The sequence below is a fragment of the Blastococcus sp. HT6-4 genome (assembly GCF_039679125.1).
GTDB classification, from domain to species: domain Bacteria; phylum Actinomycetota; class Actinomycetes; order Mycobacteriales; family Geodermatophilaceae; genus Blastococcus; species Blastococcus montanus.
The window spans coordinates 4,197,895-4,221,655 of record NZ_CP155551.1 but is presented as its reverse complement, the minus strand read 5'-3'; the positions used below and the strand labels follow the sequence as shown (position 1 = coordinate 4,221,655).

At 73.1% G+C, this 23,761-nt stretch carries 20 protein-coding genes and 2 pseudogenes; 19 read left to right on the top strand and 3 right to left on the bottom strand.

The window, feature by feature from the left end:
* Nucleotides 1-19 precede the first annotated feature (19 nt).
* From ABDB74_RS20275 to ABDB74_RS20195, 15 genes and pseudogenes are all read left to right on the top strand, one after another.
* Nucleotides 20-1,435 (top strand): trehalose-6-phosphate synthase, encoded by a 1,416-nt coding sequence (locus ABDB74_RS20275; protein ID WP_346620719.1) that lies wholly within the window; start codon nucleotides 20-22, stop codon nucleotides 1,433-1,435.
* Nucleotides 1,432-2,172 carry a trehalose-phosphatase gene (gene otsB / locus ABDB74_RS20270; protein ID WP_346620717.1) on the top strand — a complete coding sequence of 247 codons (741 nt, stop codon included), beginning with the start codon at nucleotides 1,432-1,434 and terminating at the stop codon, nucleotides 2,170-2,172. The genes ABDB74_RS20275 and otsB overlap by 4 nt, the downstream gene beginning before the upstream one ends.
* A gap of 994 nt (nucleotides 2,173-3,166) precedes the next feature.
* A pseudogene (locus ABDB74_RS20770) lies at nucleotides 3,167-4,080 on the top strand (methyl-accepting chemotaxis protein); the annotation flags it as partial.
* A gap of 759 nt (nucleotides 4,081-4,839) precedes the next feature.
* On the top strand, nucleotides 4,840-5,319 hold the full coding sequence (locus ABDB74_RS20255) for a HAMP domain-containing protein (protein WP_346620712.1): 480 nt from the start codon (nucleotides 4,840-4,842) through the stop codon (nucleotides 5,317-5,319).
* Nucleotides 5,320-5,429: 110 nt separating this feature from the next.
* A pseudogene (locus ABDB74_RS20765) lies at nucleotides 5,430-6,996 on the top strand (methyl-accepting chemotaxis protein).
* Between the two features lie 309 nt (nucleotides 6,997-7,305).
* A complete protein-coding gene (locus ABDB74_RS20240; RefSeq protein WP_346620710.1) occupies nucleotides 7,306-8,976 on the top strand; it encodes a methyl-accepting chemotaxis protein in 1,671 nt (556 codons plus the stop codon).
* Between the two features lie 159 nt (nucleotides 8,977-9,135).
* Nucleotides 9,136-11,601, top strand: coding sequence for a chemotaxis protein CheW (locus tag ABDB74_RS20235; protein WP_346620709.1), 2,466 nt, complete (start codon nucleotides 9,136-9,138; stop codon nucleotides 11,599-11,601).
* 1 nt (nucleotide 11,602) lies between these two features.
* Nucleotides 11,603-12,055 carry a chemotaxis protein CheW gene (locus tag ABDB74_RS20230; RefSeq protein WP_346620708.1) on the top strand — a complete coding sequence of 151 codons (453 nt, stop codon included), beginning with the start codon at nucleotides 11,603-11,605 and terminating at the stop codon, nucleotides 12,053-12,055.
* A 274-nt stretch (nucleotides 12,056-12,329) separates the two neighbouring features.
* Nucleotides 12,330-13,235 (top strand): hypothetical protein, encoded by a 906-nt coding sequence (locus ABDB74_RS20225; protein WP_346620706.1) that lies wholly within the window; start codon nucleotides 12,330-12,332, stop codon nucleotides 13,233-13,235.
* A 474-nt stretch (nucleotides 13,236-13,709) separates the two neighbouring features.
* Nucleotides 13,710-14,846 (top strand): chemotaxis response regulator protein-glutamate methylesterase, encoded by a 1,137-nt coding sequence (locus ABDB74_RS20220; protein WP_346620704.1) that lies wholly within the window; start codon nucleotides 13,710-13,712, stop codon nucleotides 14,844-14,846.
* A complete protein-coding gene (locus ABDB74_RS20215) occupies nucleotides 14,843-15,667 on the top strand; it encodes a protein-glutamate O-methyltransferase CheR (RefSeq protein ID WP_346620702.1) in 825 nt (274 codons plus the stop codon). Before ABDB74_RS20220 ends, ABDB74_RS20215 begins: the two co-directional genes overlap by 4 nt.
* Nucleotides 15,667-16,050, top strand: a complete 384-nt coding sequence (locus tag ABDB74_RS20210; RefSeq protein ID WP_346620701.1) for a response regulator — start codon at nucleotides 15,667-15,669, stop codon at nucleotides 16,048-16,050. Before ABDB74_RS20215 ends, ABDB74_RS20210 begins: the two co-directional genes overlap by 1 nt.
* Complete coding sequence (locus ABDB74_RS20205) at nucleotides 16,047-16,589, top strand: chemotaxis protein CheX (protein ID WP_346620699.1); 543 nt, start codon at nucleotides 16,047-16,049, stop codon at nucleotides 16,587-16,589. Before ABDB74_RS20210 ends, ABDB74_RS20205 begins: the two co-directional genes overlap by 4 nt.
* On the top strand, nucleotides 16,586-16,948 hold the full coding sequence (locus ABDB74_RS20200; RefSeq protein ID WP_346620698.1) for a response regulator: 363 nt from the start codon (nucleotides 16,586-16,588) through the stop codon (nucleotides 16,946-16,948). The genes ABDB74_RS20205 and ABDB74_RS20200 overlap by 4 nt, the downstream gene beginning before the upstream one ends.
* Nucleotides 16,945-17,439, top strand: a complete 495-nt coding sequence (locus ABDB74_RS20195; protein WP_346620697.1) for a hypothetical protein — start codon at nucleotides 16,945-16,947, stop codon at nucleotides 17,437-17,439. The genes ABDB74_RS20200 and ABDB74_RS20195 overlap by 4 nt, the downstream gene beginning before the upstream one ends.
* A gap of 79 nt (nucleotides 17,440-17,518) precedes the next feature.
* Here the strand turns inward: ABDB74_RS20195 and ABDB74_RS20190 are convergent, their stop codons facing one another.
* On the bottom strand, nucleotides 17,519-17,977 hold the full coding sequence (locus tag ABDB74_RS20190; RefSeq protein ID WP_346620696.1) for an ATP-binding protein: 459 nt from the start codon (nucleotides 17,975-17,977) through the stop codon (nucleotides 17,519-17,521).
* 198 nt (nucleotides 17,978-18,175) lie between these two features.
* On the opposite strand from ABDB74_RS20190, the gene ABDB74_RS20185 reads away from it, so the two are divergent.
* Nucleotides 18,176-18,613, top strand: a complete 438-nt coding sequence (locus tag ABDB74_RS20185; protein WP_346620695.1) for a PAS domain-containing protein — start codon at nucleotides 18,176-18,178, stop codon at nucleotides 18,611-18,613.
* 84 nt (nucleotides 18,614-18,697) lie between these two features.
* Nucleotides 18,698-19,981, top strand: a complete 1,284-nt coding sequence (locus ABDB74_RS20180) for a GAF domain-containing SpoIIE family protein phosphatase (RefSeq protein WP_346620694.1) — start codon at nucleotides 18,698-18,700, stop codon at nucleotides 19,979-19,981.
* Here ABDB74_RS20180 and ABDB74_RS20175 read toward each other — a convergent pair.
* Nucleotides 19,978-20,754: a TioE family transcriptional regulator gene (locus tag ABDB74_RS20175; RefSeq protein WP_346620692.1), complete on the bottom strand. Its 777-nt coding sequence runs from the start codon at nucleotides 20,752-20,754 to the stop codon at nucleotides 19,978-19,980. The two genes, ABDB74_RS20180 and ABDB74_RS20175, sit on opposite strands and share 4 nt — an antisense overlap.
* 46 nt (nucleotides 20,755-20,800) lie before the next feature.
* Here ABDB74_RS20175 and ABDB74_RS20170 point away from each other — a divergent pair, with 46 nt between their 5' ends.
* On the top strand, nucleotides 20,801-22,009 hold the full coding sequence (locus ABDB74_RS20170; protein ID WP_346620690.1) for an erythromycin esterase family protein: 1,209 nt from the start codon (nucleotides 20,801-20,803) through the stop codon (nucleotides 22,007-22,009).
* On the opposite strand, the gene ABDB74_RS20165 is transcribed toward ABDB74_RS20170, so the two are convergent.
* Nucleotides 22,006-23,199: an ATP-binding protein gene (locus tag ABDB74_RS20165; protein WP_346620688.1), complete on the bottom strand. Its 1,194-nt coding sequence runs from the start codon at nucleotides 23,197-23,199 to the stop codon at nucleotides 22,006-22,008. The two genes, ABDB74_RS20170 and ABDB74_RS20165, sit on opposite strands and share 4 nt — an antisense overlap.
* A gap of 175 nt (nucleotides 23,200-23,374) precedes the next feature.
* Here ABDB74_RS20165 and ABDB74_RS20160 point away from each other — a divergent pair, with 175 nt between their 5' ends.
* Nucleotides 23,375-23,743: a phage holin family protein gene (locus ABDB74_RS20160; protein ID WP_346620687.1), complete on the top strand. Its 369-nt coding sequence runs from the start codon at nucleotides 23,375-23,377 to the stop codon at nucleotides 23,741-23,743.
* Nucleotides 23,744-23,761: the final 18 nt, after the last annotated feature.

Genomic DNA, 23,761 nt, shown 5'->3' with positions numbered 1-23,761 from the left:
CGCTAGGGTCAGTGGCGGTATGACCGAGAACACGGAGAACGAGGTCGGGGCGGACAGCCCCGTGGTCGTGGTCGCCAATCGCCTCCCGGTCGACCAGGTCACCGACCCGGACGGCAGCACCCGCTGGCAGCGCAGCCCCGGCGGTCTGGTCACCGCGCTGGAGCCGTTCGTCGCCGGGCGCGGTGGCGCCTGGGTGGGCTGGTCGGGGTCCGCGGGCGAGGCCCCGGAGCCCTTCGAGTCCGGTGGCATGTCGCTCATCCCGGTGCCGCTCTCCGAGGAGGAGGTCGACCGCTACTACGAGGGCATGTCGAACGCCTCCCTGTGGCCGCTGTACCACGACGTGGTCGAGAAACCGGAGTACCACCGGCACTGGTGGGACACCTACGTGCAGGTCAACAAGCGGTTCGCCGAGCGCGCCGCGGCGGTGGCCGCCGAGAACGCGATCGTCTGGGTGCACGACTACCAGTTGCAGCTGGTGCCGGCGATGCTGCGGCAGGCGCGCCCCGACCTGACCATCGGCTTCTTCCTGCACATCCCGTTCCCGCCCTACGAGCTGTTCACCCAGCTGCCCTGGCGCTCGGCGGTCGTGGAGGGCCTGCTCGGCGCCGACCTGGTCGGCTTCCAGCGGCCGTCCGCCGCGGCGAACTTCGTCCAGCTCGCCCGACGGCTGCACGACCTCAGCTGCCGCAAGAACCAGATCGAGTACGACGGCCGGGTGGTCACCGCGCGGGCCTTCCCGATCTCCATCGACGTCGAGGCCTTCGACCAGCTCGCCCGGTCGCCGGAGGTGCTCGCCCGCGCCGAGGAGATCCGCAAGGAGCTCGGCAGCCCGGCCAAGATCATCCTCGGTGTCGACCGGCTGGACTACACGAAGGGCATCGGCGTCCGGCTCGCCGCCTTCGAGGAGCTGCTCGAGGACGGCGCCCTGGAGGCACCCGACACCGTGCTGGTGCAGGTGGCCACCCCGAGCCGTGAGCGGGTCGAGCACTACGTGCACATGCGCGAGACCATCGAGCAGCAGGTCGGGCACATCAACGGCGTGTACGGGTCGATCGCCGGGCCCGCCGTGCACTACTTCAACCAGTCGATGCCGCGGGAGGAGCTGGCCGCGCTGTACCGCGCCGCCGACGTCATGCTCGTGACGCCGTACCGGGACGGCATGAACCTGGTCGCCAAGGAGTACGTCGCCGCGCGGGGCGATCTCGGTGGCGCCCTCGTGCTGTCGGAGTTCGCCGGCGCCGCCGCCGAGCTCAAGCAGGCCTTCCTGGTCAACCCGCACGACATCGCCGGGGTGAAGACCCAGCTCGTGCGGGCGCTGCGCGCCGAGCCGCAGGAGGCGGCGCGCCGGATGCGGGCCATGCGGCGGCACCTGTTCAAGAACGACCTGGAGCACTGGGCCAGCTCGTTCTTCGAGGCGCTCCGGAGGGAGGCGTGACCCCCTCCCCCGCGCTCGACGACGCGCTGGCGGCCGTGGCGGGCCGCCGGCCGCTGCTCGTGGCCAGTGACTACGACGGCGTCCTCGCCCGGCTGCGCGACGATCCCGCGGCAGCCGTCCCCGAGCCGGGTGTGGCCGAGGTCCTCGGCCGGCTGGCCGCCGCCGACGGGGTCACCGTGGCGCTGGTCAGTGGCCGCGGGGTCGACGACCTGCGGCGGACCAGCGGGCTCACCGGGTCCTTCCGGTGGGTCGGGAGCCACGGGGCCGAGTACGACGGGCCGCTGGCGGGGGACCTGGCCGGACGGCGGGACGACCTCGCCCGGACCCTCGAACCGCTGGTCACCGCCACGCCCGGTGCGCGGCTGGAGGTGAAGCCGGCCAGTGTCGCCGTCCACGTCCGGCAGGTCGAGGACCGCGACCGTGCCGCCGCCCTGCTGGCACAGGCCCGGGAGCTGGCGGATCCGTCACTGACGATGAAACCCGGCAAGGACGTGCTGGAGCTGGCCGTCATCGATGCCGACAAGGGCGGCGCGCTGCGCCGGCTGGTCGCCGACCTCGGCGTCGCGGCGGCCGTGTACCTGGGTGACGACGTGACCGACGAGGACGGGTTCCGGGCCCTGGGCCCCGGCGACGTGACGGTCAAGGTGGGCGAGGGCGAGACCGCGGCCCGCTTCCGCGTCGACGCGCCCGAGGACGTCGTGGTCCTGCTCCGCACACTCGCCGACCGGCTGGGCTGACCCCACCACCCGGCGTGTCCGGCACGGCCCTGGGGCGACCTGCGGGCCGGCTGCGGGTCATCGCCCCGCCGTTGTCGACACCGGGGGCTCCGCACGCTGTTCGGCCAGCATCCAACTCCACCGCACGGCCGACGACCATTCCGCCGTGTCGACAAATGGCGGATCCGGATGAGCCGACCCGCTGTCCCGGTCACAATTGGGGAATGCGGGGACGGGTGCGCGCGAAATGGTTCGGTGGAGTGACCACAATGATCGCGTCGTCACACCTGGCGCACATGCCACTCCCCTTGGACGGTTCTCCGTGAGCTCAGCTGCCCCCTCCCCCGGTGCGCCGCGTCGTGCTGGTTGGTTCGCCGACCGACCCATCGCCGTGAAGTTCGGCCTCCTGATCGGCACGGTCGTGGTCGGCTGCGGGGGGATCCTCGGGTCGATGATGGTCGGCAACGCCGACGTCCAGGACATCAACGCCCACAGCGGTGACCTCAACAAGGCCGAGGCGGTCGTCCTCGCGCTCGACACCCGGGCCAGCGAGCTCAAGGTGGACGCCTACAAGGCTCTCGTCCGCCCCGACCCCGCCGTGCAGCTGGAGGAGCTCGCCGGCGACATCGCCACCGCCGAGGAGCTGCTGGCCGAGCTGCGGACCGTGGAGCTGACCGGCGAGAGCGCCGCGGCCGTCGCCGGGGTCCTCGACAGCTTCGGGCCCTACACCCAGGCGATCGAGCAGTTCATCAACTCCGCCGTGGCCGACCAGGCGGGCATGCTGCTGCGCTGGGAGGAGATCCAGACGGCCAACGACATCACCGACGGTGCGGTGGGCGCCGCCAAGGACGCGCTGATCGGCGAGAGCATCGCGGCCGAGCAGGCGCTCACCGACAGCATCACGCGCTCCCAGACCCAGAGCCTGCTCATCGCGCTCGCCGCCGTGGTGGTCATGGGGCTCGTGGGCTGGCTGACCATGCGCTCGGTCACCCGGCCGGTCCAGCTGGTCAAGCAGTCCCTCGAGGCCCTCGCGAAGGGCGACCTGACCGTCGCCACCGGCGTCACGTCGCGCGACGAGGTCGGCCAGATGGCGGCGTCCCTGGACGCGGCGCAGGCCAGCCTGCGCGAGGTCCTGAGCAGCGTCGCCGACTCGGCGAGCGCGGTGGCCGCGTCGTCGGAGGAGCTCTCGGCCAACTCGGCGCAGATCTCGGCGTCGGCGGAGGAGACCAGTGCGCAGTCCGGTGTGGTCGCCGGTGCGGCGGAGGAGGTGTCGCGCAGCGTGGAGACCGTCGCCGCGGGCGCGGAGCAGATGGGTGCGTCGATCCGGGAGATCGCCAGCAACGCGCCGAGGCTTCCGAGGTGGCCGCGCGGGCGGTGACCGCGGCGGAGACGACCACCGCCACGGTGGCCAAGCTGGGCGAGTCCTCGGCCGAGATCGGCAACGTCGTCAAGGTGATCACCTCGATCGCGGAGCAGACGAACCTGCTGGCGCTGAACGCCACGATCGAGGCCGCGCGGGCCGGTGAGGCGGGCAAGGGCTTCGCGGTGGTGGCCAACGAGGTCAAGGAGCTGGCGCAGGAGACGGCGAAGGCGACCGAGGACATCGCCAAGCGGGTGCTGGCGATCCAGGGCGACACCACCGCGGCGGTGGCGGCGATCGAGGAGATCTCCTCGATCGTGGCCCAGATCTCCGACCGGCAGACCACCATCGCCTCGGCGGTGGAGGAGCAGACGGCCACCACCAGCGAGATGTCGCGGTCGGTGCAGGAGGCCGCCGGTGGGACGACGCAGATCGCGGAGAACATCTCCGGGGTCTCCGGCGCCGCGGACTCCACGACCCAGGCGCTCACCCAGACCCGCATCGCCGTCGACGAGCTGTCGCGGATGGCGGCGGACCTCCGCACCACCGTGGGGAACTTCGTCTACTGATCGCGCCTGCACATCCGCCGGAACGCCGGTGGTGACCGTTCCCCGGTCGCCACCGGCGTTCCGCATTTCTGCAGGTGACGCCGGCCGGAATGGCGGCATGTCGACGGCCGCGACACGGTCACCGACCGATCTTCCGGGCCGGATCCGACACGCTTGAAATCCGGACGATCCGGATTCGGACGTGCCCCACCTTTCTGCCCGTCGCGCCCGAGACGCGCGATGGATGTGGGGACGAGAAGCGTCGACGTGGACGCGACGCCGTCCCGATCCGCTCGTACGAGTCACTTTCCTGGAGAACCACGATGACTGTCCCTGCACGCACCACCCGCTCCGGACGGGCGGGCTGGTTCACCGACCGCCCGGTCGGCGCGAAGATCGGCGCCGCCCTCGCGGTGCTGGCCATCGTCGCCTTCGGGCTGACGGCGCTGGCCATCCAGCGGATCGACACGCTGGCCGACGCGGGGACACCTTGTACGAGGACTCGATCGTCCCGCTCAACAAGCTCGGCGAGGCGCAGCGCACCTGGCAGGGCGAGCGCGCGCGCAACAACATGTACGGCTTCATCGACGGAGCCACGCGCGCCGAGCTGCGGGTCGACCTGGCCGAGCGCCGGGTGGAGTTCGGCGAGCAGATCGACGCCTACGTCGCCACGCTGAACGACCCGGCCGGCTTCGCGCCGATGCAGGAGGCGATCGACGCCTACTTCGCTGTCGTCGACCAGCAGCTGTACCCCCGGCCGACGCCGGGAACAGGGATGTCGTGCAGGGCATCGTCACCGGGCCGCTGGCCGAGACGGGGCGCGCCCTGTCCGACGCCTTCGGCGCGGAGCAGGAGCGCCAGGCCGCCGATGCGGAGGCCGACGCCGCAGCCGGCCAGGACCTCGCCACGTCGGCGCGCTACACCCTGTGGATCGCCCTGGCGATCGGCATCGGGGCCGCCGCGGTGCTGGCGGTCCTCGTCGTGCGGCAGATCGTCGCCACCGTGCGCTCGGTGCAGAAGTCGGTGGACGCTCTCGCGGCCGGCGACCTGACCGTGACGCCGGAGGTGCGCTCGGGTGACGAGCTGGGCCGGATGGCCGCCTCGCTCGGCAGCACCGTGTCGACATCGCGGATCCGGTCGTCGAAAAGCAATTATCGACTCGTCAACTCCGTGCCCGAATTGTTGCGGAACAACTTCGTGCGACACGCGGACAATGTTCGACAGCGCGACTCCCGCCTCGTAACTTCTCGTTGCGAGTGAACGGCTCCCCGTTCAGCGCCCGCCGGGACACGCCGCCGGGAAACCATTCCGATCACCCTCCAGAACGGACAAGTCCTGTGGCAATACCTGTGCGCCGTGCGATCGGCGGAATGTCGGTCTCGGGCAAGATCCTCGCCTCCGTCTCCGTCGCGGTCCTGGCCGGCGTCGCCGTCGGGACCGTCGGCGCCGTCTCCCTGGGCGATGCGGCCGACAAGGCCGAGGCCAACTACCGGCAGAGCACCCAGGCCCTCGTGCAGGCGGAGGAGATGCGGTCGCAGCTGCTCACCCTCCAGCTCAACCAGACCGCCGGGCTGCTGCCGAGGATCAGCCCGGAGAACGCGAAGGCGTGGGCCGACGGCGCGCTCGCGGCCGCCGAGGCCTTCTCCGCAGCCGGCGACGGGTACCTGGACACGGAACCGACCGCCGACCAGCAGGCTCTGGCCGAGCAGGCGCTCGCGGACTACGACACCTGGACCCAGGTGCAGGCCGAGACCCACCAGGCCTACAGCGCCGGCGACGCCGCCACGGCCGGTGCCAAGTACGCCGAGGCGCAGAAGATCATGGCGGCAGTCACCGGCGGGATCGGTCAGCTCCTCGACTCCGAGATCACCGAGGCCCGCGACTCCGCGGCCGCGGTCACCGACACCAGCAGCGACGCCCGGACCCTGCTCATCACCGTCCTCGCCGTCGGTGCGACCCTCGCCCTGACGGTGGGCTACGTCGTCGCCCGCGGGATCCGGCGCCGCCTCCTCAAGGTCCAGCACGTCATCCAGGGGCTCGCCGAGGGCGACCACGCGGACGACCGGCATCGAGCAGTCCGACGAGATCGGTGGCATGGCCGCAGCCCTCGACGTCGCCCAGGAGAGTCTGCGCGAGGTCATGGCCTCCGTCGTCGCGTCGGCCGACGCGGTCGCCGCGTCGTCGCAGCAGCTCTCGGCCAACTCGGCGCAGATCTCGGCGTCGGCGGAGGAGACCAGTGCGCAGTCCGGTGTGGTCGCCGGTGCGGCGGAGGAGGTGTCCCGGAACGTGCAGACCGTCGCCGCCGGTGCCGAGCAGATGGGTGCGTCGATCCGGGAGATCGCCAGCAACGCGGCCGAGGCTTCCGAGGTGGCCGCGCGGGCGGTGACCGCGGCGGAGACGACCACCGCCACGGTGGCCAAGCTGGGCGAGTCCTCGGCCGAGATCGGCAACGTCGTCAAGGTGATCACGTCCATCGCGGAGCAGACGAACCTGCTGGCGCTGAACGCCACGATCGAGGCCGCGCGGGCCGGTGAGGCGGGCAAGGGCTTCGCGGTGGTGGCCAACGAGGTCAAGGAGCTGGCGCAGGAGACGGCGAAGGCCACCGAGGACATCGCCAAGCGGGTGCTGGCGATCCAGGGCGACACCACCGCGGCGGTGGCGGCGATCGAGGAGATCTCCTCGATCGTGGCCCAGATCTCCGACCGGCAGACCACCATCGCCTCGGCGGTGGAGGAGCAGACGGCGACGACGAACGAGATGTCGCGGTCGGTGCAGGAGGCCGCCGGCGGCACCGGGCAGATCGCCGCGAACATCAGCAACGTCTCGGGCGCGGCCGATGCGACGAACCAGGCGCTGGGGCAGACCCGCACCGCCGTCGAGGAGCTGTCACGCATGGCCGCGGACCTGCGCGCAGGGGTGGGCCGCTTCACCTACTGATCCACGCCGCTGCACGTCCACGCGAAGGCGTGGTGACCGGAATCCCGGTCACCACGCCTTCGTGCGTTCCGCCGCCATTGTTCCCGGAATGCGGTGCGGGCCGGTCGGCGTACCGCAACTGCCGTCAAGTCGACACCGGAAATGCGGTCGCCGATCAATGTTGTCGCTCCATCGGGACACGCCGGCAATTCCGTACTTTTCCGGTCCGCCGCGCCCTACCTTCTGGTGCGTACCGCCCCGCACCGGGCCCGGCGACCTTCGCCCGGCCAATCCGGCGCCTGCCAACCCCTTTCTCCCTGGAGCACCACCATGACCGCAGTTGCCCGCACGGCCGTCACCCCGGTCCGCCGACCGGCGGGCCGGCCGACCGCCGCCCCCGGCCGGTCCCCCATGTCCCGGCTGGCCGACCTCTCCGTCAAGACCAAGGTGCTCGGCGCCGTCTCGGTCAGCGCGGCCGTCGCGGTGGGCCTCGGGGTGCTCGGGATCGTCGGCATGAGCGGGGCGGCCGACCAGGCCGACCAGCTGTACGGCAACAACCTGCAGGGAGCGGTCGCCGCCGCCGAGCTGGACGCCACGCTCAGCGACATGCGCGTCGGGACCCGCGACATGCTCATCGCCCAGACCCCCCAGGAGCTCCAGGCCCACGCCGCCAAGGTGCAGGGCCACCGCGACCGGTTCGACGCGACGCTGGTGGAGTACGCCGCCGGCACCGACAACCGGGAGAAGCTCGCGCTGGCGGAGGAGCTGGCGGTGGACATCCAGGAGTACGTCGCGTTCCAGGAGCAGGTGCTGGCTCCGCTCGCCGCGGCCGACGACGTCGCGGGCTGGGCGGCGGCGAACGAGCGGCAGGGCGTGCCGATCGCCGCGGAGATGGGCGAGGACATCCAGATCCTGCGCGAGATGGAGATGACCGAGGCCGCCGCGGCCGCCGACGCCGTCCGGGACAGCTACGAGTGGGAACGGACGATCGCGATCGTCGCGATGATCGTCGGGATCGCGCTCGCCGCCGGCCTCGGCCTCGGCGTGGCGACCGGTATCGCCCGCGCTGCCCGGAAGGTCCAGGACGCCGCGGCCGGCCTGGCCGCCGGGGACCTGACGAGGACGAGCGACCTCACGTCCCGCGACGAGCTCGGCCGGATGGGCCGGGCGCTCGACGAGGCCATGGGCACGCTCCGCGGGGTCCTGGGCGAGGTCGCCGCCTCGGCGGATGCGGTGGCGGCCAGCAGCGAGGAGCTGTCGGCGTCGTCGGCGCAGATCTCGGCGTCGGCGGAGGAGACCTCGGCGCAGTCCGGTGTGGTCTCCGGCGCGGCGGAGGAGGTGTCGCGCAGCGTGCAGACGGTGGCGGCGGGTGCGGAGCAGATGGGTGCCTCGATCCGGGAGATCGCGACGAACGCGGCGGAGGCCAGCGAGGTGGCGGCGCGTGCGGTGACGGCGGCGGAGACGACGACGGCGACGGTGGCGAAGCTGGGGGAGTCCTCGGCCGAGATCGGCAACGTCGTCAAGGTGATCACCTCGATCGCGGAGCAGACGAACCTGCTGGCGCTGAACGCCACCATCGAGGCCGCCCGCGCCGGCGAGGCCGGCAAGGGCTTCGCCGTCGTGGCCAACGAGGTGAAGGAGCTGGCGCAGGAGACGGCGAAGGCGACCGAGGACATCGCGCGGCGGGTGCTGGCGATCCAGGGCGACACGACCGCGGCGGTGGCGGCGATCGGGGAGATCTCCTCGATCGTGGCCCAGATCTCCGACCGGCAGACGACCATCGCCTCGGCGGTGGAGGAGCAGACGGCGACGACGAACGAGATGTCGCGGTCGGTGCAGGAGGCCGCCGGTGGGACGACGCAGATCGCGGAGAACATCTCCGGGGTCTCCACCGCCGCGGACTCCACGACCCAGGCGCTGACCCAGACCCGCACCGCGGTCGACGAGCTGTCGCGGATGGCCGCCGGCCTGCGCACCACGGTGGGCCGCTTCACCTACTGACCGGCGCGGCGTCCCCGCGCCGAATGGTCGGTCAGAGGCGACGAACTGCCGATAACACCCCTGGCGGCTGCCGCCGGCGGATTCACCTTGAGTCCGCCGGCGGCCCGCCGATGACCCAGCGGGGCCGACTGCGCCCCGCCGATCAGAGAGAAGGCACCAGTGGACGGTCTGGACGACATCGTCGAGGAATTCCTCGTCGAGAGCCACGAGAACCTCGACCAGCTCGACACCGACCTGGTCGCGCTCGAGCAGGAGCCCGATTCCCGCGAGCGGCTGTCCAGCATCTTCCGGACCATCCACACCATCAAGGGCACCAGCGGCTTCCTCGCCTTCAACCGGCTGGAGGAGGTCACGCACGTCGGCGAGAACATGCTGTCCCGGCTGCGCGACGGCGAGCTGGCGCTGACGCCGGCGCGCACGAGCGTGCTGCTGCTGATGGTGGACACGGTCCGTTCCCTGCTGACCTCCATCGAGGCCACCGGCGGCGAGGCCTCCGTGGACGTCTCCGCCGTCGTAGCCGCCATCAGCGCCGCCATGGAGGACGGGCCGGCCGCCCCGGCCCCGGCCCCGGCCCCGGCTCCGGCCCCGGCTCCGGTGGCCGAGGCCCCGGCCGAGGCGGCCGCGAAGCCGGCTGCCCGCAAGGCGCCGGCCGAGGCGGCCGCGAAGCCGGCTGCCCGCAAGGCGCCGGCCAAGGCGCCCGCTGCCGCCAAGGCGCCGGCCAAGCGGGCACCCCGCGCCAAGCCCGCCCCCGCTCCGGTCGAGGAACTGCACGACGTCCCGCAGGACGACCTGCTGGACGACCTGTCCGACGAGCCGCTGACCGCGGCCCCCGCCGTCGAGGAGCACCCGGTGCCCGAGCCCGCCGCCGCAGACCACCACCCCGAGGGGGAGGCCGTCCCGGCCGACGCCGCCGGTGGCCAGGTCCGCCGAGCCGTCGCCGACAGCACCATCCGGGTCGACGTCGACCTGCTCGACGAGCTGATGCTGCTCGTCGGTGAGCTGGTGCTGACCCGCAACCAGATCGTCCAGTACGTCGGCCGCTCGACCGACACCGACCTGGTGCGCGCCTCGCAGCGGCTGAACCTCATCGCCAGCGAGCTGCAGGAGGGCGTCATGAAGACGCGCATGCAGCCCATCGACCACATCTGGTCCAAGCTGCCCCGCGTCGTCCGCGACCTCGGCATCCAGTGCGGCAAGAACGTCCGCCTGGAGATGGAGGGCAAGGACACCGAGCTCGACAAGACGCTGCTCGAGGCGGTCAAGGACCCGCTGACCCACCTGGTCCGCAACTCCGTCGACCACGGCATCGAGGCGCCGGACGCGCGCAAGAAGGCCGGCAAGGCGGCCGAGGGCGTCCTGACCCTGCGCGCCCGGCACGAGAGCGGCCAGGTCGTGGTCGAGGTGGCCGACGACGGCGCCGGGATCGACCCGGTGAAGCTCGGCGCCCGGGCCGTGCAGCGCGGCCTGCTCACCCAGGACGCGCTGGCCCGGATGAGCCCCGCGGACATCCTCCAGCTGATCTTCCTGCCGGGCTTCTCCACCGCCGCGGCGGTCACGAACGTCTCCGGCCGCGGCGTCGGGATGGACGTCGTCAAGACGAACATCGAGTCCATCGGCGGCACGATCGAGGTCGAGTCCGAGCCGGGCGTGGGCACCGTCTGCCGCCTGCGCATCCCCCTGACGCTGGCGATCGTCCCGGCGCTGACCGTCGAGTGCGCCGCCGACCGCTACGCGATCCCGCAGATCAGCCTGCAGGAGCTGGTCAGCCTGGACGCGGAGAAGGCCGTGAACGCCGTCGAGGAGGTCGGCGGGGCGCAGGTCTACCGACTCCGCGGTGAGCTCCTCCCCCTCGTCCGGCTCACCGACGTCCTGGGGCTGACCTCCGAGCGGCACGACGGGCACGTGGTCATCGCCGTCCTCCGCTCCGAGGGCCGGCGCTTCGGGCTCGTCGTCGACCGCGTGATCAACACCGAGGAGATCGTCGTCAAGGCGGTCGGCGGGCAGCTGAAGTCCATCGGGCTGTACTCCGGCGCCACGGTCCTGGGCGACGGCACGGTGGCGCTCATCCTGGACGTGCAGGCACTGGCCCGCCGCGCCCTGCGCACCGAGACCGCCGAGCGCCAGGAGTCCCGGACCACGTCGCTGCAGACCGCCGCGGCCGAGACCGAGCGGCAGCGGATGCTGCTGGCCGCGATCGGCGGCGGCCGCCGCGTGGCCATCCCGCTGGACACCGTCACCCGCCTGGAGCAGGTCCGCACGGAGGCGGTGGAGAAGGTGGGCAACCGCGAGGTCGTGCAGTACCGCGGGGCGATCCTGCCGATCGTCCGGCTGGACCGGCACCTCGGTGCCTACGGCGAGAGCGACCGCGAGGTGCTCGAGGTGATCGTCTACGCCGACCACGGCCGCAGCGTCGCCATCGTCGTCGAGGAGATCCTCGACATCGTCGACGGCGAGGCTGCCGTGCGCAGCGACATCGACGACATGGGCCTGCTCGGCTCCGCCGTCCTCGGCGACAAGGTGACCGAGCTGCTCGACGTCCGGGCCGCGATCCTCGCCGCCGACCCGGCCTTCTACTCGCACTCCTCGGCGCCGACCGGCGTCTCCGACTCCCTGCTGGAGGTCTGACATGACCGCTCCGACCCGCCCTCTCGCGCCCGCGACCAGCGGCCAGCTGGCCACCTTCCGGCTGGACGGCGACCTGTACGGCATCGAGGTCGAGCACGTGCAGGAGGTGCTGCGCAGCCAGCAGCTCACCCGTGTGCCGCTCGCACCGACGGCCGTCGCCGGCCTGATCAACCTCCGCGGCCAGGTGGTCACCGCGATCGAGCTGCGCGAGCGGCTCGGTCGCCCGCCGCGGCCGGAGGGCACCGATCCCGTCGTCATCGTCGTCCGGTTGCACGGCGAGGCCGTCAGCATGCTGGTCGACTCCATCGCCGACGTCGTGGACGTCGACGCCGGTGACTTCGAGGCTCCGCCGGACACCCTCGAGGGCCAGTCGCGCGACCTGATCCGGGGTGCCTACAAGCTCGACGGGAAGCTCCTGCTCGCCCTCGACGTCCAGAAGGCCGTCAGCGCGTAGCGATCCGTCCTCCTCCGGAGGACACCCGCGGTGCGGTGGAGCGGCGGGGGAGGGAGACCTCCCCCGCCGCTCACGCGTTCCCGGGGCGAGCACCCGGCGTCCGCACCCGGAGGTGGGTTACATCACGCAGCGTGATGGATTGATGGCAGAGCATGACGCGACACGCCCAGTAGGCGGGTGGTCACTCCAGCGAACGGGTGACGACTGCATGGCGCTCGGCGGACAGGGCAGACAGCATGGGACGTCCTGTTCGCCGAGCCCCGGAGGCCCTGTCGTGCCCTACTCGCTGGTCAGTGCCGCCACCCTCGGATTCGACCTGGTCCGCCTGCCCGCGGGCCGCGCCGTGGCCGAGGTGCTGCTCACCGGCCTGGGGGCGGACGAGCCGGCCGTCGCCCGCCTGGCCGCCGCTCACCCCGCACGCGGCCTGGACCGCGAGCAGCGGGGCGTGCGCGCCGTCCGCTCCCGCCGGGCCCGCGAGATGGCGGCCGCCGTGCCGCACATGCGCTCGGCCGCGGAGGCGGGCGGTGGCGAGGGCAACCGGGCCGCCATCCTGGTCGCCCAGCTGGAGCAGGGCACGATCGGTGACGCGCCGACGCTGGAGCGGCTGCTCCGCGAGGACGTCCTGGGGCACGAGCACCCGCTCTCCGGCCACGTGGAGGCCGATCGGTGGGACGAGGCCGCCGACGTCCTGGCCGACGCCGCGGTCGGCTTCTGGGCCGCCGGCGTGCTGCCGCCCCTGGTGCGCCGCGAGCTGACCGCCGCCTTCGACCGCGCGCTGGACGCCGGTCCGCTGACCGAGCCCGCCGTCTGGGGCCTGGGCCCGGCCACCGACGAGCTGACCGGCTTCCTCGACGCCGTCCGCGATCTCGACGACGCCGGCCGGACCCGCTGGCGGATCGCGGTGGACGAGGGCCGGGCCGCGCACCGGCCGTGGGCCACCGCCATGCACGAGGCCTCCTGGGGCGCCCACGTCTCGGGCCGGACGCGCGCGCTGGCCGCGGCTCAGCTGCTCGCCGTCCAGGCGTTCCTCGACGGCGGCTTCGACCTGCACGACGGCGCGGCCGGCGTGTGGAACGCCGTCGCCGGCTGCGTCCAGGCGATCGTGCTCGACGACCTCCTCGGCGCGGACGCCGTCACCGTCCTGCGCGCCCCCGGACGCGCGGTCGACGCACTCGGCTGACCGCCCGGCAGTCCACCTCCCCCGCCGCGCGTCCGAGCAGTTCACCGCCATTCCGGCGGATCATGTCGACAATGGTCGTGCGGGTCGCCGAATTCGCCGAAGTCGACAATTTCTGACGGCCAGAAAATGGGGCCACACCGTCTGCGTGTCGGCTGTATTCCGGCCTCGGTGCGCCGAGAATCGTAGGCAGCACCAGCCCGCCGCACCCGTGTGGTCGCGGCGGCTGGGGCGTCCTCGAGCGCGCTGACCTCGCCGCCGCCGTCCCCTCCGCCGCCATTCCTGGCACCTGCGGTCCCGGGCGTCGGCCGGCAGTTCCGCCCGGTCTGGCGCCCAGCCACGGCACCTTTCGTCGTCCATCTCCCCCGACGGGGAGATGTCCGGTGCCGTACCGCCGAAGGGCTCAAGCCGGGCGCGGACATGCCGATACAGAACAACGAGCCTGCCGGTCGACGCGGGCAGGGGCCAGGAGGACGCGTGAACCCGATCAAGGTGATGGTGGTCGACGACTCGGTCGTCGTCCGCAAGATCGTCACCGACGTGCTCTCCGCGGACCCCGGGATCGAGGTCGTGGGCACCGCCGTCAATGGCCGGGCCGCCGTGAGCAAGCTCTCCCAGCTCGAGCCCGACCTGGTCACGATGGACATCGAGATGCCGGAGATGAACGGCATCGAGGCGGTCCGTGCCATCCGGGGGCTTGCGGGGGGTGGTGGGGCGGGACGGGGACTCAGCCGGGTGCCGATCATCATGTTCAGCACGCTGACCGAGCGCGGTGCCACCGCGACCCTCGACGCGCTGTCGGCCGGTGCCAACGACTACGTCACCAAGCCGGCCAACGTCGGCAGCGTGGCGCAGTCGATGGAGAGCGTCCGCGAGCAGCTGATCCCCAAGATCAAGGCGCTGACCGGCCGTCCGGTGGCGACGTCCGCCCGCGCCGCCGCCCCCGTCCCGCCGCCGCGCCCCGCCGCTCCGCGGACCGGCCCGGGCAAGAAGCCCGCGGTGCTGGTGATCGGGTCCTCCACCGGTGGCCCGGAGGCGCTGGCCCGGGTGCTGCCCGCCCTGCCGGCGAACCTGCCGGTGCCGGTCCTGCTCGCCCAGCACATGCCCCCGGTCTTCACCCGCCAGTTCGCCCAGCGACTGGACCGGCTCAGCCCCTTGCGCGTGGTCGAGGCGGTCGACGGCGTCCCACTGGCCCCCGGCACGGTGCACCTGGCGCCCGGCGACCACCACCTGGTCGTCCGTGCCAACGGCCGCGCCGGGTTCTCGACCTCGCTCAACCAGGGCCCGCCGGAGAACTTCTGCCGCCCGGCGGTGGACCCGCTCTTCCGCTCGGCCGTCGCCGCCTACGACGGCGCCGTCCTGGGCGTGGTGCTCACCGGCATGGGCGCCGACGGCCGCAACGGCTGCGGCGAGATCCGCAACGCCGGCGGCACCGTCGTCGTCCAGGACCAGGCGACCTCCGTCGTCTGGGGGATGCCCGGTGCCGTGGCGCAGGCCGGCTACGCCGACGAGGTCCTTCCGCTGGAGCGGATCGCCGAGGCGATCCAGCGACACCTCTCCGGGACCGCACCCCTGCGCCCCGGAACCGCTATGGCCGTGGGAGGTCGTCGATGAGCCTGACCGCGACCAGTTTCGACTGGGTCCGTGACCTCGTCCGCAAGGAGAGCGCGATCGTGCTCCAGCCGGGCAAGGAGTACCTCGTGGAGGCCCGGCTGCTGCCGATCGCCAGGCAGATGGGCCTGGCCGACGTCGGGAAGCTGGTGGAGTCGGTGCGGGTGCGTCCCAACGCCGACGACACGAGGAAGATCGTCGAGGCGCTCACCACGAACGAGACCTCGTGGTTCCGCGACGGCGACCCGTTCACCGCGCTGACCTCGACGGTGCTGCCGGCGCTGGTGTCCGCCCGTGGCGCCAACGAGCGGCTGCAGATCTGGTCGGCCGCCTGCTCCAGCGGGCAGGAGCCGTACACGATCGCGATGCTGCTGGACGACGCGCTGCCCAACGCCGCCTCCCGGGTGGCGATCTCGGCGACCGACCTGTCCCGCGAGATGGTGCAGCGCACCCGCGCCGGCCGGTTCAGCCAGCTCGAGGTCAACCGCGGGCTGCCCGCGCCGATGCTGGTCCGCCACTTCACGCGGGCCGGGAACGAGTGGGAGGTGTCGGCCAACCTCCGCCGGATGGTCAACGCCAGCGAGTGCAACCTCGCCGCCCCGCTGCCGCGGATGGGCCCGTTCGACGTGGTCTACCTGCGCAACGTGCTCATCTACTTCGACCTGCCGACCAAGCAGTCGATCCTCCGCCGTGTGCGGGACCTGATGCGGCCCGACGGCTGGCTCTTCCTCGGCGCCGCCGAGACCACCCTCGGCGTCGACGACTCGTGGGAGCGGGTCGTCATCGGCCGCAGCTCCGCCTACCGCCCACTGAAGGGGAAGTAATGCGCGCCTTGGTGATCGACGACTCCCGCGCCATGCGACGGATCGTCAGCGGGATCCTCACCGGCCTCGGCTACGAGGTCCGCGATGCCGGCCACGGCGGCGAGGGCCTCGACGTGCTGAACGAGGGCTGGGTGCCCGACCTCGCCACCATCGACTGGAACATGCCCGTCATGGACGGGCTGCAGTTCGTCTCCGCCGTCCGCTCCAACCCGGCGTGGCGCCGGATGACCATGATGATGGTCACCTCGGAGAGCGAGCACACGCAGATCGTCCGTGCCCTGGCCGCCGGCGCCCACGAGTACATGATCAAGCCGTTCACCGCCGATGCCTTCCGCGACAAGCTCGCGCTGCTCGGCCTGCTCCCCCAGGAGGCTGCCCTGTGAGCACGACCGACACGGGGGAGCGTCGCCGCGCCAGCGACGTCCGCCCGGTCATCACCGACCTGATCGACGAGGGCACCATCCTGTCGATCGCCGGCGAGGCGTGGGTCGCCCTCGTCGGAGAGGACGAGGTGCTCGTCCCGCTGCCGGGCCGGCTGCCGGTCGACATCGTGTCCAGCTGGGTCGACGTCGTCGGCCCGTGGACCGGCAGCGTCGTCCTCACCACCGGCCGGAGCACCGCCGAGGAGCTCTCCCGGGCGCTGCTCCGGGAGACGGCGCCGGACGTGCTCGACGACGAGGACGTCGCCGACGCCTTCGGCGAGATCGCCAACGTGGTCGGCGGCAACGTCAAGGCCTCACTCCCGGGCCCGTCCGCGCTGAGCCTGCCGCAGGTGGGCAACGCCCCGGTCGTCCGCAACCCGGCCGACGTCTGCCGCATCGACCTGGTGTGGCGCGGCGAGCCGGTCTCCATCTCCGTGCAGGGCGCCCTCCCGCCACTGCCGGTCCCTTCCCCCACTCGCGAGAACGAGGTGCCACAGTGAAGATCCTGATCGCCGACGACAGCCGCGTCATGCGGCAGATCGTCATCCGCACCCTGCGTCAGGCGGGGTACGACGACCACGACATCGTGGAGGCCGAGGACGGCGCGGACGCGCTGGCCAAGGTCGGCTCGGAGAAGCCGGACCTGGTCCTCTCCGACTGGAACATGCCCAACATGACCGGCATCGAGTGCCTGCAGGCGCTGCGCTCCTCCGGCTCGAGCGTGCCGTTCGGGTTCGTGACCTCCGAGGGCTCTCCGGAGATGCGGGAGAAGGCGGCCAACGCCGGCGCCCTGTTCCTCATCGCCAAGCCCTTCACCGAGGACACCTTCAAGGAGCACCTGGACGGGGTGATCGCATGACCGCCCCCGCCGGCGCCGTGCAGCTGCCCGCCGCCAAGGACGTCCGCGACATGCTGACCGGGCTGGTCGGCAAGCCGGTCACCGTCGCCCCGGGTGACCCGGTCACGCCGGCCCCGGACCGCCCGGTGTCCGTGGCCGTGTACGTCGACCCGCACATGAACGTCAACGCCCTGTGCCTGATGGACCTGGGTGCGTCGGCCTACACCGGCTCCGCCCTGGCCCTGCTGCCCCCCGGCGGCGCCCAGGACGCCGTGGAGGAGGACGGCGAGCTCAGCGGCATGCAGGTCGAGGCGCTGCACGAGGTGGTGAACGTGCTCTCCGCGCTGTTCAACACCCCGGGCGCCCCGCACTCGAAGCTGCACAGGCTCTACGCGCCGGGCGAGGAGGTCCCGGGCGACCTGGCCGGCATGCTGGCCGCGTTCAACCGGGTCGACCTGGCCATCGAGGTGCCCACCTACGGGAAGGGTGCGCTCTCCCTGGTCATCCCGTAGTTGTGACAGCGCAGAGACCCCCGTCGCCTCCGGGCGACGGGGGTCTCTCGCGTCCTGGTTGCACGTGGAACACCCCGGCTCAGGCCAGGGCGGGCTCGCGCTCCGCGGTGCTCGTGGGCAGGCAGGCCCAGACGTGCTTGCAGTCGTCGTCGACGTACCAGCCGTGGGCCACCGAGAGCCGGGCCACCAGTTGCAGGCCCATGCCGCCCTGGGCCGGATCCCGGTCGACGACCGGCGCCGGCATCGACTCGGGTGCCCGGTCGCTCACGTCGAGCAGCCATCCGCCGCTCCCCGGCACGACCGTCGCCACCACCGGCGACTCGCCGTGCCGCAGCGCGTTCGAGGCGAGCTCGTCGAAGGCCAGCACGAGTTGCTCGCTGGACGGGTCGTCCTGGTCGTGCGGGAGGCCGATGTCCCGGAGCCGGCTGCGCAGCGCCGCCCGGGCGGAGGGCAGCTCGGCCAGTGCGGCGAGCCGCCACCGCCAGACCTCGCCCCGTCCGTCGGGCAGCGGGCGCACCGGCCACGCGAGTCGCCCCATGCTCTCCCCCTCGAGTCCCTGTCCGACGGGCATGGGGTGCCCCGTGCGGCGCCGGGTCAACCCCGTCCGGGCGCGGAAACCGGTTCCCGCCCGACGGGCGCCGCCGGCCGTGGCCCCGCCCCGGCGCCCCGTCCGGGCCGGCGAGATGGGTTGCCCGCGGATTGATTTCACACGGCCGACCCGTCAGGCTGGGACCTCATGCTGCCGACCGTGCGGCGGGACGGAGCACTGCGGGGGATGACCCTGGACGACGCCGCACGCCCCTCGGGGCGCCTGCTCCTCCGGGCGGTGGAGGGCATGGAGCGGCCGCTTTTCGTCCTGGACGGTGACTGGCGGTTCCGCTACGTGAACCCGGCCGGCGCCCGCGTGCTGGCCCGCACCGTCCCGCAGCTGCTCGGCCGGGACATCTGGGCCGAGTTCCCCGAGGCGGTCGGCGGCCCCTTCGACGAGCTCTACCGGCGCGTGCGCGCCACCGGGGAGTCGGGGAGCACGGAGGCGTGGTTCGCCCCGCTGGACACGTGGTTCCGGGCCGACGCGTTCCTCACCGACGCCGGGCTGGTGGTGACCTACGACGACGTGACCGTCCGGCGGCGGAACGAGGAGGAGTGGGCCTCGGCCGTGGCGGCCCGCGAGTAGGCCGCCGCGGAGGCGGCGCGCGCCGGGCAGGAGGCCGAGGAGTCCGGCCGGCACCTGATGCTCCTCGGGGACATCAGCCAGGCCATGACCTCCACGCCGGACATCGACGAGGCCGCCGCCCGGTTCGCCGCCCGCGTCGTGCCGCAGCTGGCCGACTGGTGCCTGGTGAGCGTGGTCGACGCCGACGGCACCCGGCGCGACGTCGGCCGGGCGCACCGCGATCCCGCCCTGGTCGAGGCGATGCACCGCTACGCCGACGCGCGGGTCGCCTCCAACCGGGCGACCGCGCCGGTGCCCACCGCGCTGCGCAGCGCGACGCCGGTCGTCATCCCCGAGCTGACCGCCCGCCACTTCGAGACGATGATCGCCGACCCGCGCAGCCGGGCGGCCCTCGAGCCGCTGCGCCCGGTGGCGGTCGCGGCGTTCCCGCTGGTCGCGCGCGGCGAGGTCTTCGGCGCGCTCACGCTGGTCAACGGGCCCGAGCGGGGGGCGCACACGGCCATCGAACTGCGCACCGCCGAGATCGCCTCCCGCCGGGCGGCACTGGCCCTCGACAACGCCCGGCTGCTCGCGCTCAACCAGCAGGTGGCGGAGCGGCTCCAGCTGAGCCTGCTGTCCCCGCCGGTGCAGCCGGACCACCTCGAGCTGGCCGTGCGGTACCGGCCGGCGACCCGCGGCGTCTCGATCGGTGGCGACTGGTACGACGCGTTCCTCCAGCCCGACGGGGACACGGTCCTGGTCATCGGGGACGTGATGGGCCACGACGTGGCGGCCGCGGCCGCGATGGGCCAGATCAAGACCCTCGTGCGGGCGATCGCCTTCGACCGGCTGGAGGAGCCCGGTGGCCTGCTCCGCCGGGTCGACCAGGCCCTCGTGGGGCTCGCCGTCCCCGCCATGGCCACGGCGCTGGTCTGCCGGGTGGAGCAGGGCGACGCCGACCGCGCGGCCGGCCTCCGGCGCCTGCACTGGGCGTCGGCCGGCCATCCCGACCCGATGCTCCTGCTGGCCGGCGGCGAGGTCCGCGACCTGACGGTGCCGGTCGGCCCGCCCCTGGGCACCGGCTGGGTGGGGCGGCTGGCCGGCGGCGAGGCGGCCATGCCCGACGGCAGCACGCTCCTGCTGTTCACCGACGGCCTGTTCGAGCGGCGGGGGATCCCGCTGGACGACGGGCGGGCCCGGGTGCGCGCCCTGCTGGAGCGCTCGGCGGGGCTGCCCCTGGCCGAGCTGTGCGACCGGCTGCTCGAGGAGATGCTGGAGGAGGACGTCGAGGACGACGTCGCCGTCCTGGCGGTCCGCGCCCACGCGATGGACCGGCCCCGGCCGGCCGAGGCCGGCCCGATGGCCCCGCCGCCGGCCGCGATCTCCTAGGTCGCGGCCGGACGTCGCGCCGTGCCTGCGGCCGGCTCCTCCTCGGGCGGGGACGGGCGGTGGCCGAGGTAGGCCTCCAGCGCTGCGGCCCCGCGGAGCATGGCGCGGCTCCTGGCCGACAGGCGGGCCCGCCAGTCGGCCAGCATGGACTCCAGCGGCGCGACGCCTCCGGCGGAGCGGACCTGGCTGATGAGCGGGGCGATCTGGTCCAGCAGGTAGCCACCGCGCCTGAGCTGGTGGACCAGGAGGGCGTCGCGCACGTCGGCAGGGCTGTAGACCCGGTAGCCCGTCCGCGGATCACGGCGAGGCTCGATCAGGCCGGCGCGTTCCCAGGTGCGCAGCGTGGCCGGGCGGATGCCCAGCCGTCGCGCGAGGGGGCCGACGAACACGTCGCCCCGTCCCGGGGGGACCGGTTCGAGGCCACGGACGGCGGCGTCGACGTCCCGGAGGGTGCGGCGGTCCTCGACGAGCTGCGCATGGCTCTCGTCGACGAGCCGGAGCGCCTCGTCGGTCGCGTTCTCGTCGACCGCCCGCATGATCGCCGTGGCGGTCCGGTGCCCGTGCCCGGCCACGAGGGCGAGGAAGGCCCGCAGGGCGTGGGCGTGCAGCGGTGTGTAGGCGCGGTACCCGGACGGGGTGCGTTCGGCCGCCGGGAGGACTCCGGCCGCCTCGTAGTTGCGGATGGCCTGGGTGGACAGCCCGTGCGCACGCGCCAGATCGACCGGCCTGAGCCGCACACCTCTTTGGGGCTTTCGCAGCAAGATCCGGCCCATCCCGAGGCTAAGTCTCCACCGTTCCTTCAACGATACCGTCGAGGTCATGAATACCGGCATCGCCCAGTCCGTCCGCGCCGTCGACGCCGCCGCCGTCATGGCACTGCTCCCGGTCAGGCCGCGGCTGCTCGCCCTGGGCGAGCCGACCCACGGCGAGGAGGATCTGCTGGAGCTGCGGAACGACCTCTTCCGGCAGCTCGTCGAGCGGGAGGGCTACCGGACGATCGCCCTCGAGAGCGACTGCCTGATGGGCGTGGTCGTGGACGACCACGTCAACTCGGGCGCCGGGAGCCTCGACGAGGTGATGGCGCACGGCTTCAGCCACGAGTGGGGCGCCTTCGAGGCCAATCGGGAGCTAGTGCGCTGGATGCGTGCGTACAACGACGGCCGGCCGGAGTCCGAGCGGGTGCGCTTCGCCGGGTTCGACGGCCCGCTGGAGATCACCGGCGCCGCGAGCCCGCGGCAGGCCCTCACCGGGCTCCACGCCTACCTCGCCGCCTGGGTGGATGCCGACCTGCTGCCCTGCACCGAGCAGGTGCTCGACCGCCTGCTCGGCGCCGACGACCGGTGGACCGACCCCGGCGCGATGATGGATCCGTCCCGGTCGGTCGGGCGCACGCCCGACGCCACGCAGCTGCGGCTGCTCGCCGACGAGCTGGGAGCCGCGCTCGACGCGCAGGCGCCGCAGCTGATCGCGGCGTCCTCCCCGGAGGACTGGCACCGGGCACGCCTGTACGGGCGCACCGCCACCGGCCTGCTGCGGTACCACTTCGGGATGGCCGACGCCTCACCCGGCCGCATGGCGCGGCTGCTCGGCGTGCGGGACTCGATGATGGCCGCCAACCTGCTCGCCCTCGCCGAACGGGGTCCGACGCTGGTGCACGCCCACAACAGCCACCTCCAGCGGGACCGGAGCACGATGCGGATGGGTGGGATGCCGGTGGAGTGGTGGAGCGCCGGCGCGATCGTCGGCGTCCGGTTGGGCGAGGGGTACGCCTTCATGGCCACGGCCCTCGGCACGATCGTCCACCGGGGAGTGGCCGCTCCTCCGCCCGACACCGTCGAAGGGCTGCTGTACGCGCTGCCGGAGGACCGGTGCGTCGTCGACGCCCGCCGACTGGCCGCGGTCCTCGCCGACGGAACGCCCGCTGCCCGCGTGTCGCCCTGGTTCGGTTACGCCCCGCTCGATCCGGCCTACGTGGCCGGCACCGACGGGATCGTGTTCGTCAAGGACGCCCGGCGCAGCCGGTGCTAGTCGGGGTGGCGGAGCAGGTAGCGGCCGAAGTGCGGCACGGTGAACGCGATCTGACCGCGCTCGGCCGAGTAGACCAGCCCCTTCTTGATCAGCGAGTCGCGCGCGGGGGACAGTGACGCTGGTTTGCGCCCCAGGGAGACGGCGACCTCCGACGTGGCCACGGCCGCCCCGGCGTCCCCGCCCAGCTCGGCCATGGCGTGCATGTACTCGCGCTCGGCCGGGGTGGCCCGGTCGTACCGCGACCCGAAGAAGCCCACCGCGAGCTCCGCCTCCGCGACCGGGGCCGCCATGGCGACGTCGGCGGCGGTGATGGGGGAGGAGGCCGCGACGTCCCAGGTGACCTTGCCGTAGGCCTGGACGAAGTACGGGTAGCCGTCGGCGGCCGCGTAGAGCGCGTCGAGCGCGGCCGGCTCGAACTCGACGTCCTCCCGCTCGGCCGGGGCCAGGAGTGCCCGGTCGGCCGCCTCGCGGTCGAGCCGGTCGATGCGCAGGTACCGGAACAGCCGCTCGGAGTAGCTCTTGGACGCCGACAGGACGGCCGGCAGGTGGGGGAGCCCGGCGCCGACGACGATCAGCGGCGCTCCCTGCTGGGAGAGCTCGTGGCAGGCGGCGCAGATGGCCGAGACGTCGTCGGGCTGCACGTCCTGCATCTCGTCGATGAACAGGGCGATGCCGCTGCCGATGTCCGCCGCCACCCCCGCGGCGTCGCTGAGCAGCTCGACCAGGTCGATCTCCATGTCGCCGGAGTCGGCCCGGCCGGTGGCGGGCGGCACGTCGATGCCGGGCTGCCAGCGGTCGCGGACCTTCGCGTCGGCCGGGTTGACCCGCTGCGCGAAGGCCTTCAGGACGCCGAGCACCTCGGCGATCGACTCCTGGTCGCCGTGCCGGGGGCCCAGTTCGCGCAGCGCCATGTGCAGCGCGGAGGAGACCGGGCGGCGCAGCGACTGCTCGGGGCGCGCCTCGATCTTGCCCGTGCCCCACCCGCGGGCGATGGCCGCGGACCGCAGCTGGTTGAGCAGCACCGTCTTGCCGACGCCGCGCAGCCCGGTGAGCACGAGCGAGCGCTCGGGACGGCCGCGGGCGATCCGCTCCAGCACGACGTCGAAGGCCCCGAGCTCGCCGTCGCGCCCGGCCAGCTCGGGCGGGCGCTGTCCGGCGCCGGGGGCGTACGGGTTCCGGACGGGATCCATGTCGACCACCGTATGGGGTCCTCTAGCGCCGGGCACTAGAGATCGGTAGAACGCTCTAGCGCGTGTCGGCACCCGCGGAAGTCGAGGCCCGTCTGCCCGCGTCTAGCTCCGACGCCAGAGACCGCTAGACCGGTGAATACGGCCCACCTGCGATCTTGGGCGTTAGCGTGGGGCCGTGCTCGGGTTCCTGTTCAAGGTCGTCCTGATGGCCGGTGTCTTCTACCTGGTCACCCTCGCGCTCGACGGCGTCGACGTCGAGGGCAACCCCGACGCCCCGCTGGGCGCGGTCGGCACCTTCCTGTGGATCGCGCTGGTCTTCGCGCTGATCAACGCGGTCGTCGGGCCGATCCTGCGCCTGCTGGCGCTGCCGTTCGTGCTGCTGACCCTCGGGCTGTTCCTCCTGGTGATCAACGCGGCCCTGCTCGGCCTCACCGCGGCGCTCACCGACCGGCTCACCGTCGACGGCTTCGCCACGGCGGTCCTCGGCGGACTGCTCCTGGCCATCGGCGGCTGGGCGGCCGACCAGATCACCGAGAAGGTCTGAGCCGCACCCCGGCACCCG